The sequence below is a fragment of the Chryseobacterium camelliae genome (assembly GCF_030818575.1).
In the GTDB taxonomy this organism is placed as follows: domain Bacteria; phylum Bacteroidota; class Bacteroidia; order Flavobacteriales; family Weeksellaceae; genus Chryseobacterium; species Chryseobacterium camelliae_A.
In genome coordinates this window covers 1,649,516-1,665,447 of sequence record NZ_JAUTAL010000001.1, presented here as the reverse complement: position 1 = coordinate 1,665,447, position 15,932 = coordinate 1,649,516, and the positions used below count along the sequence as shown (strand labels likewise).

Annotated in this window: 16 protein-coding genes; 6 read left to right on the top strand and 10 right to left on the bottom strand. The window is 41.8% G+C overall.

Annotation, left to right across the window (positions count from 1 at the left end):
* The first annotated feature begins 85 nt into the window (after positions 1-85).
* From QE404_RS07565 to QE404_RS07545, 5 genes are all read left to right on the top strand, one after another.
* Positions 86-418, top strand: a complete 333-nt coding sequence (locus QE404_RS07565) for a single-stranded DNA-binding protein (protein ID WP_307448749.1) — start codon at positions 86-88, stop codon at positions 416-418.
* A gap of 14 nt (positions 419-432) precedes the next feature.
* Positions 433-891 carry an HRDC domain-containing protein gene (locus QE404_RS07560; RefSeq protein ID WP_307448746.1) on the top strand — a complete coding sequence of 153 codons (459 nt, stop codon included), beginning with the start codon at positions 433-435 and terminating at the stop codon, positions 889-891.
* Positions 892-1,021: 130 nt separating this feature from the next.
* On the top strand, positions 1,022-2,371 hold the full coding sequence (hisS, locus tag QE404_RS07555; RefSeq protein ID WP_307448743.1) for a histidine--tRNA ligase: 1,350 nt from the start codon (positions 1,022-1,024) through the stop codon (positions 2,369-2,371).
* A gap of 2 nt (positions 2,372-2,373) precedes the next feature.
* On the top strand, positions 2,374-3,021 hold the full coding sequence (locus QE404_RS07550; RefSeq protein WP_307448740.1) for a GNAT family N-acetyltransferase: 648 nt from the start codon (positions 2,374-2,376) through the stop codon (positions 3,019-3,021).
* An 18-nt stretch (positions 3,022-3,039) separates the two neighbouring features.
* Entirely contained in the window at positions 3,040-3,837 is a 798-nt protein-coding gene (locus QE404_RS07545; RefSeq protein ID WP_307448737.1) for a class I SAM-dependent methyltransferase, read from the top strand.
* Positions 3,838-3,888: 51 nt separating this feature from the next.
* Here QE404_RS07545 and QE404_RS07540 read toward each other — a convergent pair whose 3' ends face one another.
* The 3 genes from QE404_RS07540 to QE404_RS07530 all read right to left on the bottom strand — a co-directional run bounded on the left by QE404_RS07540 (position 3,889) and on the right by QE404_RS07530 (position 6,121).
* Complete coding sequence (locus QE404_RS07540) at positions 3,889-4,158, bottom strand: YtxH domain-containing protein (RefSeq protein WP_294210652.1); 270 nt, start codon at positions 4,156-4,158, stop codon at positions 3,889-3,891.
* A 104-nt stretch (positions 4,159-4,262) separates the two neighbouring features.
* Positions 4,263-5,105, bottom strand: a complete 843-nt coding sequence (locus tag QE404_RS07535; RefSeq protein WP_307448731.1) for an isoaspartyl peptidase/L-asparaginase — start codon at positions 5,103-5,105, stop codon at positions 4,263-4,265.
* A 128-nt stretch (positions 5,106-5,233) separates the two neighbouring features.
* Positions 5,234-6,121, bottom strand: a complete 888-nt coding sequence (locus QE404_RS07530) for a cyanophycinase (protein ID WP_307454103.1) — start codon at positions 6,119-6,121, stop codon at positions 5,234-5,236.
* 200 nt (positions 6,122-6,321) lie between these two features.
* On the opposite strand from QE404_RS07530, the gene cphA reads away from it, so the two are divergent.
* The gene (cphA, locus tag QE404_RS07525; RefSeq protein ID WP_307448723.1) at positions 6,322-8,952 is read left to right on the top strand and encodes a cyanophycin synthetase; all 2,631 of its coding nucleotides are present in this window, start codon (positions 6,322-6,324) and stop codon (positions 8,950-8,952) included.
* 90 nt (positions 8,953-9,042) lie between these two features.
* Here the strand turns inward: cphA and QE404_RS07520 are convergent, their stop codons facing one another.
* The 7 genes from QE404_RS07520 to QE404_RS07490 form a co-directional block, all read right to left on the bottom strand.
* A complete protein-coding gene (locus tag QE404_RS07520) occupies positions 9,043-9,504 on the bottom strand; it encodes a hypothetical protein (protein WP_307448720.1) in 462 nt (153 codons plus the stop codon).
* Positions 9,505-9,719: 215 nt separating this feature from the next.
* Positions 9,720-10,904, bottom strand: coding sequence for a hypothetical protein (locus tag QE404_RS07515; protein WP_307448719.1), 1,185 nt, complete (start codon positions 10,902-10,904; stop codon positions 9,720-9,722).
* 60 nt (positions 10,905-10,964) lie between these two features.
* Positions 10,965-11,795, bottom strand: a complete 831-nt coding sequence (locus QE404_RS07510; RefSeq protein ID WP_307448716.1) for a type 1 glutamine amidotransferase — start codon at positions 11,793-11,795, stop codon at positions 10,965-10,967.
* A gap of 32 nt (positions 11,796-11,827) precedes the next feature.
* Complete coding sequence (locus QE404_RS07505; protein WP_307448714.1) at positions 11,828-12,949, bottom strand: carboxylate-amine ligase; 1,122 nt, start codon at positions 12,947-12,949, stop codon at positions 11,828-11,830.
* A 32-nt stretch (positions 12,950-12,981) separates the two neighbouring features.
* On the bottom strand, positions 12,982-13,938 hold the full coding sequence (locus QE404_RS07500) for an ATP-grasp domain-containing protein (RefSeq protein WP_307448712.1): 957 nt from the start codon (positions 13,936-13,938) through the stop codon (positions 12,982-12,984).
* 38 nt (positions 13,939-13,976) lie between these two features.
* Positions 13,977-14,690: an alpha/beta fold hydrolase gene (locus QE404_RS07495; protein ID WP_307448711.1), complete on the bottom strand. Its 714-nt coding sequence runs from the start codon at positions 14,688-14,690 to the stop codon at positions 13,977-13,979.
* Between the two features lie 25 nt (positions 14,691-14,715).
* Positions 14,716-15,927, bottom strand: a complete 1,212-nt coding sequence (locus QE404_RS07490) for an ATP-grasp domain-containing protein (RefSeq protein WP_307448708.1) — start codon at positions 15,925-15,927, stop codon at positions 14,716-14,718.
* Positions 15,928-15,932: the final 5 nt, after the last annotated feature.

The window sequence follows — 15,932 nt, the reverse complement described above, 5'->3', positions numbered from 1 at the left end:
GTGAACATCTGCAACCTTTGCAACAGAGATCCGGAAAAACAGTGAGCGTCAAGGATCTGAATACTAACTTTTTAAAATTTATATTATGTCACTAAGAAACAAAGTAACCCTGATCGGGTACACAGGAAAAGAAGTTGAAATGGTAAACTTCGACAACGGGAATGTAAAGGCTCAGGTATCGCTTGCCACGAGCGACCATTACACCAATGCAAAAGGTGAGAAAGTAGAGGAGACCCAATGGCATACGCTGATAGCCTACGGCAAAGTTGCGGATATCTTCCAGAAATATGTACATAAAGGGAAAGAAATTTCCGTTGAAGGCAAGCTGATGTACCGGTCTTATGACGATAAGGAAGGCATCAAGAGATATATTACCGAGATCAGAGTAGATGAAATACTGCTGTTAGGAGGAAAATAACCATAAAAACAGGAATGATGAAAGTAAAAGTTTTTAAAATCAGGCTCCCGGAAGAATTCCTCTATGATGATCAGAGCGCATTGGACCGTTTTCTGGCAACCCGGGAAATCATAAAAGTGGAAACGGCATTTGTACATGACGAAAACTACTGGTCTGTCGTATTGTATTTTGAAGATCTTAAAAGCTCCCAGAATACAGTTAAAGATCCGAAAACGGTAAAATATTCTGCTGCGGAAAGTGAACAGCTGAACACCGATGAAGAAAAAATCCTGGATGCTCTTAAATTCTGGCGTTCGGAAAAAGCACGGGAACAGAATCTTCCTACTTATTTTATTGCTACCAATAAAGAACTGCTTTCAGTGGCCAAATACAAACCAGCCAAAAAAGAAGAACTATTGGATATCAAAGGCTTTGGAAAACATAAAATTGAAAATTACGGAGCGGAAATCCTTGAGATTCTTGAAAGCATATGATTCTATAAAACACAAATGATAATCAGGCCGGAGTAGCTTTTGCACTCCGGCTTTTATTATGCCGGTAAGTCCGTTCAAATCACTATTTTTGCAGAAGTATTAATATTAATTATCATTCATCAATTATATAATGAAACCAGGTTTAGCAAAAGGAACAAGAGATTTTACCGCTCTTGAAGTTTCCAGAAGGAGATATATCATCAATACTTTACAACGCAATTTTGAGCTGTTCGGATTCCAGCCGTTGGAAACCCCAAGTTTTGAAAATCTCTCAACTTTAACCGGAAAATACGGAGAGGAGGGAGACCGCCTGATTTTTAAGATTCTTAATTCAGGGGATTATACAGCTAAAGTAAATCAGGAAGACTGGGAAGATAAAAACCATCAGAAACTCACTTCCCAGATTTCAGATAAGGCACTCCGTTATGACCTTACCGTACCTTTTGCGAGATTCGTGGCTATGAACCATAATACATTGACATTTCCTTTCAAACGTTACCAGATCCAGCCGGTTTGGAGGGCAGACCGTCCGCAAAAAGGAAGATTCAGAGAGTTTTATCAGTGCGATGCTGATGTGGTGGGTAGTGAAAGCCTGTTGCAGGAAGTTGACCTGGTTCAGCTGTACCTGAAATCATTTGCAGATCTTGGTGTTTCTGTAGCCATTCATATCAACAACAGAAAAATCCTTTCCGGACTGGCGGAATATGCAGGAATTACAAATCAGTTGATTGATTTCACCGTAGCTCTGGATAAACTGGACAAGATAGGAAAAGACGGCGTAACCAAAGAGCTTCTTGAAAGAGGCATCAGCCAGGAATCCATCGATAAGCTCGATTTCCTGTTCACCCAGTCTGATAACGCTTTGGAAAACCTTAGCCAACTAAAAGAAAAGTTTGTAGGTAATGAAACCGGCCTGAAAGGAGTTGAGGAGCTTGAATTTGTTCTCAACCAATCCATACAGCTTGGCGCGGATGCAAACAAACTTGTTTTTGATATTACCCTAGCCAGAGGTCTAGACTATTATACCGGGGCCATCTTTGAAGTTAAAGCTCAAAATGTACAGATGGGTTCCATTGGCGGAGGCGGGCGATATGATAACCTGACTGAAGTTTTCGGGGTAAAAAATATCCCTGGGATCGGAATTTCTTTTGGTCTTGACAGGATTTATCTGGTGATTGAAGAACTTGGGCTTTTCCCTGAAGGTGCTGACTCAAAAACAGACTATCTGTTTGCTAACTTTGGACCGGAAGGGACGCCAGAAGCCCTGAAACTGATTGTGCAGCTTCGTGCTAAAGGAATTTCGGCTGAATTATATCCTGAAAATGCGAAGATTGCCAAACAGTTTACCTATGCAGAGAAAAAAGGAATAAAGAATCTGGTCTTTTTGGGAGAGGAAGAAATCAAAAATAAAACAGTAACGTTTAAGAACCTTGAAAAAGGTGAACAGAAAACGGTTTCTGTTGATGAATTCCTGGCCTAATTGTGAAACCGGAGGAATCTGAAGGGATCGTTGAAAAATGGCTGAGAGCATGGTCTTTGTCAAGAGACCTGCCCATGCCTCAAAAATATGCTTCCGGATACCGTATCAATGTCGGGGAGCCGAAACAAAAAGTCCGTTATGTATTCCCGGAATTGAATAATGATTTTTTCTCGCTGGCTAAAACTGTTGATGAATCATGGGTTTTTCTGAAGGTATGTGCTCCGTATGAAGAATTCAGGCCCCTGATTCCTACCCATTGGATCGTACAGCCTCAGGGATACATGATGTACTGCAACAGCAGAATGAATTTCGGCAATAATGCTATGCCTGATGGTTACAGCATGGACATTCAGCGTCATAGTCCTGAAAAATGTATTGTCAGGATCATATATGAAAACAAGGAAGCTGCAATCGGAAGGCTTATTATTATTGATGGGATAGCGGTCTATGATCGTATTGTTACAGAAGAGAAACACCGGCGAAAAGGGCTCGCAAAAAAAATCATGGCTGTATTGGAAGATATTGCATTCTCAGAAGGTACACAATATAACTTTCTCGTAGCCACAGAACAGGGCAGACTTTTATACGAGTCATTAGGTTGGAAATTGTATAGTGTATACACTTCGGTGGTGATCCCATCTAATAATTAATAAAAATAAAAATGCATTATGGAAAATTATCTTGAAATCAACAGGAAATCATGGAATGCGAAAGTAGAACCTCACCTGAAATCAGATTTTTATTTTGTAGATGAGTTTATACAAGGTAGAAGTTCCCTGAATTCTATTGAACTGGAACTTCTGGGAGATATTAAGGGTCAGAAGATTCTTCATCTGCAATGTCATTTCGGTCAGGATTCTATTTCACTTTCCAGGCTGGGTGCCGATGTCACAGGAATTGACCTGTCTGATCACGCCATATCAAAGGCTGTTGAACTTGCTAAGCAATGCCGGACAGATACCAGATTTATATGTTTGGATGTATATAGCCTTCCGGATGTTTTGGATGAAAAATTTGATCTTGTTTTTACCAGTTACGGAACAATCGGCTGGCTTCCCGACCTTAAAAAATGGGCTGATATCATAACGTATTTTTTAAAACCCGGCGGCAGATTCATCATGGCAGAGTTTCATCCCGTAGTCTGGATGTTTGATGATGATTTTGAGGGAATCAATTATCATTATTTTAATGAAAAACCCATTGCTGAAACCTATGTGGGAACCTATGCAGATCCTTCTGCAGATTTGGTACAGGAGTATGTGATGTGGAACCATTCTCTGGCGGAAGTACTTCAAAACCTGCTTTTATGTAGGCTGGAACTGAAAGATTTCAAAGAGTTCGACTGGTCTCCGTATCCTTGTTTCAGACACGTGGTTGAATTTGAAAAGGGCAAATGGTGCATTGAAAAATTCGGGAATAAAATTCCATTAGTTTATGCATTGAGTGCACAAAAAAAGTCATCGTAATAAAAAATTACGATGACTTTTTCTATATATGAATGTTAAAAAACTAGTCTACTAGTTGATGGCATTTTCAGCCTGTGACTTTACGTCTTCAGCTTTATTCTGTACCTGGGAAGCTACGTCATTAGCTTTATTCTGAACTTGAGAAGCTACATCATTAGCTTTGCTTTTAAGATCATTTCCCCACTTGTTAAAATTGTCCTTTGCAGTGTTGATTTTATCTTTCACCTTTTGCTGCTCTTCAGGAGTAGATTTTTTGTATTTCCAATATGCTAATGCACCTAAACCTACTAAAGCCAATAAGCCTTTCGTTTTATTTCCCATGATTTCTTCTTTTTAGAGTTAATATTAAGATTTGTTGTTACTTATCATGTAAAATGCATGCCAAAAAACAAAGGAGATATATAAAAAAATGTTAAAATTTTATATTAGCTGAAAACTTTAAAATTTGTACCGTCAAAACTTGCAAATACCATAGTTGGATAAGAATCCTGATGATAAACATTTCCGTTGCGGTCAATAGCAATAGCTCCTGCAAAACCGTCCACTGCTTTTAATTCTTCAAAAGTCTTGTCAAAGGCCGTTTTAAGATCCATTCCGTCCGTTACCCGGGTTACGATTTTTGTAGCGGTAGCATTGCTTACAATATCTTCCCCCACACCTGTACAGCTGACTGCACAGAACGGATTGGCATAATTTCCGGCTACAGTGGCAGAATCTGAGATCCTTCCAGGGATTTCAAATCCTTTCCCTCCGGTTGATGTTGCCACAGCCAGGTTGCCATCGCTGTCGATGGCTACACAGCCTACCGTGCCTTTTCCTCCATTCTTCAGTTTTTCTTCGTACTCTTTTCTTCTCTGAGGGATCTCGGTGGAATAATCACTGAATCCGTGCTTTGCAGCATAAGATTTTGCCCCTTCTCCGCCAAGGACCCTGTCATCTTCCTGCATGAGTGCTTTAGCCACAAAGACCGGATTTTTTACATCCTGGATGTTGATGACCCCACTCAATTTCTGGGTTTTCCCATCCATAATTGCAGCACTCATCCTGATCATACCGTCACTTTGGATCTGTGAGCCTGTACCGGCATTGTATAAAGGGTCGTCTTCTAAGAGTGAAACCGCATAGGCCACTGTATCAAATGCAGAATTGGACTTCAAGTATTCAAATGCTTTTTGCGCGATGTGCTGTAAAGAATCCTGTTTCGCTTTCTTTACTTCGCTGCTCTGGTCGCTTTCCGAAAAAAAACCGCCGTGAATAATAATTTTCATAGGTGATAAGGATAAATGATGAATAATTTAGGAAGTTACATTAAAAATTTAGACAGACAAAAACAATGTGCTGAATCATTTCAGCACATTAATTCTGATTTTATAAAAACTGTTCTCTGTAACAGCCGTTATTTCTCCTGTGGTATCGGGTTGAATTGTGAATTCTCAATGGTGAGTGTTCTGGTGGTAAGGTCATAATGGTCATTCATTGACATCACATGCACCGTTAAGTTATCTATGGAAATAGGTTCTCCAAGGTTGATGTTGGTCAGGTTAGTATCTTTAATGAACCTTCCGTCTACAATAATTACCAGTCCGGAGCCTACAGCTGTCATCACATCATTATAGATGAAAAGTCCCGTATCTTCTCCAAGTCCGATTCCAAGTGTTCTCGGATTATTAACGACGGCCTGAAATAACCTGCCGATTCTTCCCCTCTGTACGAAGTGGGTATCGATAATCACATTATCAATTAATCCGAGTCCCTGTGTGGTTTTGATTTCTCCTTTCAGCAAAGCTTCGGAGCTGCTTCCCTGGTAAATCATATTTTCAGAAGCGGCAGCAGCGCCGGCTGAAGTACCGGAATAAATAAAATTCTGTTCCTGATATTTTAAAAGTATGGTATCATGAAACCGCGTTCCTCCTAAAATAGATGTAAGCCTCAATTGGTCACCGCCGGTAAACATGACTACATCCGCTGCGTTGGCTCTGGCGACCATAGCATCAGAATTGGCCTCTTCCCGGTTATGGATGTCAAGGATATTTACGTTTTTGGCACCCAGAAACTCAAATGCCTTTTTATATTCGGAACCTACGATCTGAGGGATTTGGGAAGCCGTAGTAATGATCTCAATCACAGAATTCTCCTTATGCTTGGATTCATTAATAATTTTCCTTAAGATGCCTCTTTCAAAAAAATTGAGGTTTTTTTCAATATTCTGGTCGAAATCGGTTTCTGAAAAACTCCCTTTGTTTACAGCGCCTCCGATAACGATTAATTTTCCAACGGGTTTCATCATGGCACAAATTTAAAAAATAATTAATAGTTGGGGAAATATAAGGGCAAGCAAATTGATTGTGAGGATTTTGAATTTGTTAATAATTTTTGCTCTTTTTTTTGAAAAACTTGAATGTAGTATGGTTTTTGTTATAGGGTTTTGCATTATCTTTGATAATATTATACGGATAGTTAACTAGGAAAATTTGAGTATTACATATGAAAATTGAGAAAATACAGGCACTACGCGGCCCGAATATTTGGAGTATCAGAAGAAAGAAGCTGATACAGATGAGGTTGGATCTTGAGGAAATGGAAAATTTTCCGACCAATAAAATCGATGGATTCAGGGAAAGGATTGAAAAACTGATTCCTTCACTCATCACGCACCGGTGTTCTGAAGGAAGAGAAGGAGGATTCTTCCACCGGGTAGAGACAGGAACCTGGATGGGACATGTGATTGAGCATATTGCCCTTGAAATCCAGACTCTGGCGGGTATGGAAGTCGGTTTCGGTCGCACGCGCGAAACCAAAACTCCCGGCGTATATAACGTTGTATTTAATTATATTGAAGAAAATTCTGGTATCTATACCGCAGAAGAATCCGTAAAGATCGCAGAAGCCCTGATTGTAGGCGAAGAATATGATCTGAACGCCTGTATAAAAAGGCTTAAAGAAATCCGTGAAAGAGAGCGGCTTGGGCCCTCTACGGGAAGCATAGTTCAGGAAGCGGTTTCCAGGAAAATCCCATGGATAAGGCTGGGCAACAATTCCCTTGTTCAATTGGGATATGGAGTAAACCAGCAGCGTTTCCAGGCAACAATCACCGGTAAGACAAGCTCTATTGCCGTAGATATTGCATGCAATAAGGAGCTGACGAAGAAAATGCTACACGATGCGGCCATTCCGGTACCTCTGGGGGAGCTTGTGATGCATGAAGAGGACCTGGACAGGGTCATCAGAAAAATAGGCTATCCAATTGTGCTGAAGCCATTGAACGGAAATCACGGAAAAGGAGCTTCCATCAACGTTACAGATTGGGAAAATGCCAGGATAGGACTTGAACATGCCCAAAAGTACTCTCAGAAAGTCATTGTTGAAAAATATATTACCGGATATGATTTCAGAATCCTGGTCATCAACAATAAAATGGTAGCCGCTGCCCGAAGGGTTCCTGCACATATTATAGGAGATGGTGAACTTAATATCCAGCAGCTTATTGATAAAGAAAATACAGACCCGAGAAGAGGGTATGGACATGAAAATGTTTTAACAGATATTGCCGTAGATAAAGATACTCTTGAATTGCTGGCCAAACTTCAGTATACCATGGATACGGTTCCTCAGAAAGGGGAAGTAGTATATCTTAAATCTACCGCCAACCTTTCTACCGGAGGGACTTCCATTGATGTTACCGACATGGTGCACCCTGAGAATATCACAATGGCTGAAAGAATATCTAAAATTATCGGACTGGATGTATGCGGGATCGATATCATGGCGGAAAACTTAACCCAGCCCCTGAAAGAAAGCGGTGGTGCCATTATTGAAGTCAATGCTGCTCCGGGATTCAGGATGCATCTGGCTCCTAGCGAGGGACTGCCGAGAAATGTAGCAGCACCTGTTGTTGATATGCTGTATCCGCCGGGAAAACCATTTACCATCCCGATTATTGCCGTAACTGGAACCAACGGGAAAACCACGACAACCAGGCTTATTGCCCATATTGTTAAAAGCAATGGACACCGGGTAGGCTTCACCACTTCTGATGGTATTTATATTCAGAATACAATGCTGACCAAGGGCGATACCACAGGACCCGTCTCAGCTGAATTCATTCTGAAGGATCCTACCGTTGAATTTGCAGTCCTGGAAACTGCCAGAGGAGGAATCTTACGTTCCGGACTGGGTTTTTCACAATGTGACATCGGTGTATTGACCAATGTTAAAGAAGATCATCTGGGTATGAATGATATTCATAACCTTAAAGATCTTACAAGAGTAAAAAGAGTAGTGCTGGACAGCGTTAAAAAGAACGGCTGGAGCGTGATGAATGCCGATGATGAGTATTCCATGAGGATCCTTCATGACATCGACAGCCAGGTTGCTATTTTCAGTATGGACGAACATAATCCCCATATCAGAAAATTCGCTAAAGAAGGAAGGATTACGTGCGTATACGAAGAAGGCTTTGTTACCATTAAAAAAGGTGATTGGAAAATAAGGATCGGGAAAGCAAAAGACTTTCCGATTACTATGGAAGGAAAGGCAAGATTCATGATCCAGAATGTTCTGGCAGCCAGTTTAGCCTGCTATCTCCATGGCTTCGGCATCGAAGATATTTCCAATTCCCTCAGGACCTTTATCCCAAGCGCACAGCTCACTCCGGGAAGACTGAATATTTTCAAGTTCAAGAATTTTAAAGTGTTGATTGATTTTGCCCATAATCCTGCCGGTTATGAAGCAATTGAAGATTACCTGAAAAATGTAGAATCCAATAAGAAGATCGGGATTATTTCCGGTGTGGGAGACCGAAGGGATAATGACATCCGTGAATGTGGCAGGATTGCAGGAAGGATGTTTGATTATATCATCATCAGAAATGAAAAACACCTGCGCGGAAGGACAGAAGATGAAATCAACGGACTGATTATTGAAGGAATCCAATCTTCGGGAAGGGATGTCAGTTATGAGATCATTCCTAAGGAAATTGAAGCATTGAAACACGCGATCAGCATGGCCGAAGAAGGTACCTTTATCACGGCGCTGAGTGATGTTATTTCAAATGCCATCGAACTTGTGCAGGAATATCAGACACGTGAACTGCTGGAAGACGGTAAAATACTTTAAATAACCCTAAAAAATTCCGGGCGGATTCAAAGAATCCGCCCGGAATTTTTATTTTAACAGGATGAATCTGCGTCCATGGATCTATCCAGATTATATTGCTTCCCAGATATTCTGAATCTGCCTCATTTTCTTAAAATAGAAATACAGCGGGATTAGCTCGAGCCTGATGGTAAAACTGATATGATCTACCGTAAACGGAATGAAAAACATCATGATTACGCATATGGCAATACCTAAACCTGCATCAGCAATCGCGGCTTTCACTGCCCATTCCTGTTCAAACCATAAACCGTACGCAACAATACCTTTGAAAACAATAAGGCTGATGACGAATATCCCGGCAGGTGAATACATCTGTGTGCTTTCGATGCCGTAAATAGACAGATTGGTATGATCCGAAAACATCAGGCCTTTCAAGGGTAAGAATACGGCTATTGTACCCATTACGATAAAGATCCATATGAAAATTTTAATCCAAACAGGCAATAGTTTTCTTCTTGCGTTCGGCTGATAGATTTTTTCAAATTCTTCAAAAGTAGATTTTTCCTCCATTAAGTATGTAGATTTAAAGTTGATGTCAGATCTGTTTCAAAGATAATATATTTTGCTTTCCGGAAAAGAAAAGTTCTGGTATTTTTCAAATATTAATGAATTATCTTTTATTTCTCAATAACTGTAAAGCTGCATTCATAAGCAATTACCCTCTACCGAAGAAATAGCAACTGATAGAAAATTTAAGGAAATCAATCGATAGAAGCAGTGTATGTTTATTCCTTTATAAAAAAAGCATGAGAACTTCCGATCCAGATGGCATCCTTCTTATTGAAGCTTACATTAACCATATCCGCTTTGGTCATCCTTGCCAGATTATTGAGCAAAACAGGTCGTTCTTCATCTTCATGCCATACATAGAGCAGCCGGATTTCCGCTTTTGAATAATCACCGTTGATATCCTTGAATGCCGGTTCATACTGTACCTTTCTCTGCAGGATATAATTTTCCTTATCCTTAATAGCTTCTACAACAGCGGCAGCAGGGTGGAGGTCTACACCGGACCCGGCAAAGGAAAACAGGGGTTTCAGGACAAAATTGCCCAGATCCTCGTAATCCGGAAACTCATGAAGGAAATAGCTTTTCGGGACAAGCGGATGCTTTAAAAGGGGTAATATGAATTTTGAGATCTTAAAAAACCAGTTGGGATGGGTTACCCACTGAACATCGAGGTCTTCACGGAAATCAAAGCCTGCTTTAAGATCAGGAATATGCTCCAGCTCATCAAAGATAACGCGGTTGTAGATCCTCCTGATCTCGGTTTGTTTGCCATTATTGTCATAGAACAGTTTCCTGCCTTGCTTTTTGATCTGGGTAAGGCATACCGTTTTAATGCCCAGCATATTTTCAGTACATAAGAAATCAATCGCTGTTTTCTGCTGTTCAGGAAAAATTTCGAGGAGAATAACGTGTTCAGGAGATTCATCTCCGAGAATGACTTTTTTTAAATGATGGATGTAGAGCTCCTCCGGCATGTCATTCCTGATTTCTGAAAGAAAAGGATATGTTTCACAGAACGCATCTTCATACACTTTTTGGAAAGTGTACAGGGAAGGGAAAGCCTGAAGTTCAATTAGCCTGGGAACAACAGTCCCTTTTTCATCAGCACAAATTCCGAAGTCAATGGTGAAAAAATGAGGGTGCTGTGTATCGTTCGGCACATTGTATCTTTCAGGTACCGCCTTACGCAATATTTCAGGTGCAATGGCTTTGATCTGATCAATGATGCTTTCAGCAGCCTCAGTAAGCTGAATCTTCAGTGCATGGCTCAGGAAAACAGGACTTTCTGAAATTCTGAATGCCGGTTCTGTACCGCTTTTTTCTTTCAGGATGCTTTTAAGTTTTGCATACTTTTCCTGTGAAAATTCCCGGTTGAACTGTTCTCTGTATTCTTGGATCATATGTTCAGGCGTTTACAACAAAATTTTTTCTGGTATATTTTTTACAGTGTGGCCGGATTTTCAGTAAGCTCCGGCCCGTTTCAGGATACTTTTAACCGCAGACTGAAGGAAGCCTGGAAGGATCTGTGCCTGTGTCAGCATGATTTTATCTTCGTCGTCCATCCTGTCCAGCGTTTCAAGGTATTTTTCGATCCCGAAGTTTTCAATCATAGCGTTTTTATTCTTCTCATCCTTAAGGTTTTCAAGCATGCCTTCAGGATTAGCTTCAGGATGAAACTGGGTGCCGAAAATTTCATCAGAAAAGCGCACCGCCATAACAGCTCTTTCCAGATCGATATGGGGGCGGGATTTTTCAATGGCCACTATTTTCATGCCCAGCTCCTCCAAGCGTTGATAGTCCGGTTCAATAAACTGATACGCCCTGGAATCTACCGCAAAAAAAGGGTCCGGCAGATTCATGAACAAAAATTCAGTTTCACCTTCCTCTGTCTTGTGCACGGGCATGATGCCAAAAGAATAAGATTTTCTTTTGCAGATATTGCCCAGCCTCCAATGGATGGCTGCCAGCTGAAAGGAATGGCAGATCAGAAACAGGTATTTCTTCTCGGAATGAGTCCGGTTATGGTTAAAAATAGAATCCAGTAATCCGGCGAAACGGTCTTCCCATTCCAGGCCTTCCCGGTGTGGGTCTCCCGGTCCTCCGGAAGATATGAAAATATCAAATGCCGCGGCATCCGGCATCTCATTTTTGTGCCGGACATCAAATGTTTCAATGCTTACGTGTTCCCCGGATTGCTGCCGGAAAGCTTCCGAAATCTCGAGGATGTTCTTGAATCCCTGATTGATATGGTTGTTGTTCATATCCAGCAGGGCAATGCGAATATCGGTCATGCTGATTCGTGTTTCTGCAAAGGTATTAAATATTATGAAGCAGGGAGGCCGTGGGTGATTCCATATTCAGTTTCAGAAATCATATAATCAACTACTTTGGTCAGGTCTCCTGTTTCCCTGAAAATGCTCAGCTGACGGTCTGCTCCGGTTCCGTATTCAAGGATTTTCCAGGCATATTCCACTTCTTTCCTGCATCCTAGCTCATCCACCACATCATCAATAAACTCAAGAAGCTCTTTGAGGAGCACCGGATAAGGAACAGATTCCTCCTTTCCGAAATCGATGAGGTGCGCTTCAATACCGCTCTTGGAAGCCCTCCATTTGTTTTCGTTCAGCAGAAGCCTTCTGTAGCTCCTGAAGCTCAGGTTTTGCTGGTGCAGCTTATAAATTTTTGCCACAAGGCTTTGCATGATGGCGGCCAGGCATACGGTTTCATCAATTCTCATCGGCATGTCACAGATCCTGAATTCTATGGTAGGATAGAAGGGATGGACACGAAGGTCCCACCAGATTTTTTTTGCATTGTCGATGGTTCCTGTTTTTACCAGCAAATCTACATAGCTGTCAAACTCTGCAAGAGAGTTGAAATAACTTGGGATTCCGGTACGCGGGAATTTCACGAAAATTTCCTGCCGGTAAGATTTAAAGCCGGTATACCTTCCGATCCAGAACGGCGAATTGGTGGACAAAGCATATACATGCGGAAGGAAATACCGCATCACATTCTGTATCCGCACACCTTCTTCCCGGTTTGGGATCCCGATATGGACATGCAGCCCAAAAATTAGATTTTCACGGGCGACATCTCCCATATCATCTACAATTTTGGTATACCGCTCTCCCTGGGTTATGGTATTGGCAGACCAGTGTGAAAAAGGATGGGTTCCGCCTCCGGATACCCTAAGTCCCTGTTCATGGGCAATCTGGATCAGATGCCTACGAAGGTTGGTGAGCTCCGTTCTGGCTTCCTGGATATTCTGGCAGATGCCCGTTTCCATTTCAATCATGGATTCATGCATCTCGTGCTTTAGATTCTCACTGAGGATCGCCTTTCCGCCTTCAATGATCTTGGAAACATGGGAAATGAGATCACGGCTTTCCACATCGATGATCTGATATTCTTCCTCAATGCCTATGGTAAACTGATGCTGCATAAGATTTTCATGTTAATTTGTGTTCCGTATTCTTATTTTTCCATCGAATCCTGTACAAAAGTTCCCCAACTGATGTGCGCTTCTCCTGGAACGTAATCTTTTGCCTTTTCTATGGCAAATTGAGCTGCATGCTCTACGATCCACTCAAAGTTCTCTTCCCCTACAGAATTCCTATCGGCATCCGGGGCAGGATTGCAGAAGTCAATGGCGTAAGGAATCCCGTCCCGCACGGCAAATTCTACGGTATTGAAATCGTAGCCCAAAGCTTCGTTCATCAGAATTGTATAATCATGGATGGTTTTCAGCAGTTTCTCCAATTCTTTGCCTTGGGTCTGATGCGTGGTTGCATACCTGAGATGCGTAGGATTCCGCGGTTCGTAAGGCATAATGTGCACATGTTTTCTGCCCAGGCAATATACCCGGTAATAATCTGTAAACACAATTTCTTCCTGAACCATCATGACCAGCTGTTCCGTTTCAGAATGCTTACTCCAGAGATCCTCGGGACTTTCCACGCGATAAACATTCCGCCATCCGCCGCCATCATGGGGTTTCATGTAAGCCGGAAAACCAATGTAATCAAAAATATACTCCCAGTTATGGGGATACTTCAGGTTTCTGAATGAAGTTTCCGAAGTATTTGAAGGCCTCTCAAAAGACGGTAACAGTACGGTTTTCGGCAAAGGAATTCCAAGCTTGGTCATCAGAGCGTTATTGAAAAACTTTTCGTCTGCACTCCACCAGAACGGATTGTTGATCACATAAGTTCCGTTTAATGCTGCATTTTTAAGATATGCCCTGTAGAACGGCACATCATGTGAAATCCTGTCGATGATAACCGCATAGCCATAATCTGCGCCCTGTTCCAGTTGATCGATCAGTACAGGTTCGGCAGTGATTTCTCCTTTTCCGAGTTCATTCACCCGATCGATGAATGCCCATGGGAACGTATCTTCCATGCCGAATAAAATACCCACCTTTTTTGCCATAATTGTTGTTTTTATATTAATATTTTGATAATCCATTATCAGGAGAAGAAACGTCCCATAAACATAGGGAAAACCATTCTCCAGAGTGGCCAGTCATGACTGATCCATTTTCTTTCGTCATACCAGAAATCAATGCCTTTGGATCTCAATATTTCCGCCATTTCAATATTCTTGTCCCTGCAGATATCCTGGTCTGAAGTGCTCAGTACAATATGCATGTGCTTATACTTCCATGCTGCATCATTTTTTACAAATTCATTGGGACAGTTGAAGTACACAAGGTCATCAGAATAGCCATCCATAAAATTTCTGATGCTGAAAGCACCCGAAAGGCAGATCAGGTGAGAAACCAGATCCGGAAACCTGAATGCAAAATTAGCAGCATGATATCCCCCGAAACTTGCTCCTGCAACAGCTATGCGATGGGTTTGATGAAGTTTCTGTATATAGGGTACAAACTCCTGAATCAAAAACTGGATATACCGTTCATAATTTCTGATCCTGTCCTGCGGGGGAATGTTATTATCATAAAAGCTGCTGCTATCTATGGTCTGGATGTTATACAGCTTTATTTTTCCCTGTTCGATCAGCCAGTTGACACTTCCGTTCAGGTGGAAATCATTATTCTGAGTATAGGATCCCTGCGAAGTAGGAAACATAATGACCGGATAACCATAATGCCCCGTAATTTCTACAGGGACATGCATATTTAAAATATGCGAATAATAATCAGAATGTTCTATATGAGGCATGGCAAAAGATTAAGGTTCATTTGGTTTAACTGGTCGGCTTTGTTTTCGGAGGAAGGATGCTCAGCATTTCTGCCTGTATCCTGACAGCTGCATTGTTCAGCTTTTCCTGGATGATGTCCGGATCATCCGACCGGTATACAATCCCGATGTGATGGTCTATAGGAAGGAATTTTACGGCTTCTTCAGATTCAAAATCACGGTAATCCGGGTTTTGATCTTTGATGAGCGCAATAATCAGTCCTGCATAGTGTCCTGCCGGATCAGCTATCTTATATTCCTTGTTTTTTAAGAGTGCATCTTCAATCCTGGCCCATTCACGCCAGATGTTGATATGGGTGGCTGCCTCCACCAGGTCGGGAATATGCGCACCTCCCACTCTGGATGACGTTTCCAGGAAATACCATTTCCCATCTTCTTTTCCTTTGATGAATTCTGTATGGGTAGCGCCGTTTTTTAACCCGAAGGTTTTAAGCAACAGACTGTTCAGATGGTTTAGATCCTTGAAATCTACGGAATCTTTTCCGAGAGTCTTGGTCATGAATACACCGCCTTCATGGGACACCTGCATCGGAGGGGCAAGATACTGGGATGCGGATGTAAAAACAGTGCTGTTATTGTATGTAAGACTGTCAACATGGTACACATCTCCCGGCTTGAAGCTTTCCAGTAAGAAAAGATGGCGTTCATCACCGAGGGCGTTCAGTGCCTCCCAGAGCTCATTTTCCGACCGGATTTTCCTGATGCCTGAAGCGGAAGCTTCAGAACGTGGTTTCAGAACCCAGGGAGCCGGTACTCTCTGTGTAAAATCATGGATCTCATCATTATTAAAAACAGCTGTGAATTCCGGAACCTCTATGGCAGATTGTTCAGCCTTCTGCCTCATGGCGAGCTTATCCCTGAAATAACGGTGGGTTGTCTGTCCCATGCCCGGAATACGAAAGGTTTCACGTACGAGCGCTGCTTTTTCGACATCATAATCGTCCAAAGCGACAACGGCATCTGCCTTCCTGGTCTGCATGAGGTAAGAAAATCCCTGCACAAGATGATCGAGGTTCCAGACAGAGGGTTTCGTTTCAGGCATGTAGAAGGTTTCTTCAATGGCATGCCATGGCCAGTTCTTGTCCTTCAGATTTTCTGAAGTGATCAGGATAACCCTGTTACCGAGTTTCTGCATTTCATCCATGAAATCATAACCCTTGTAGTAGCAGGAAATGCATACAATGATTTTCTCCTTCATATCAT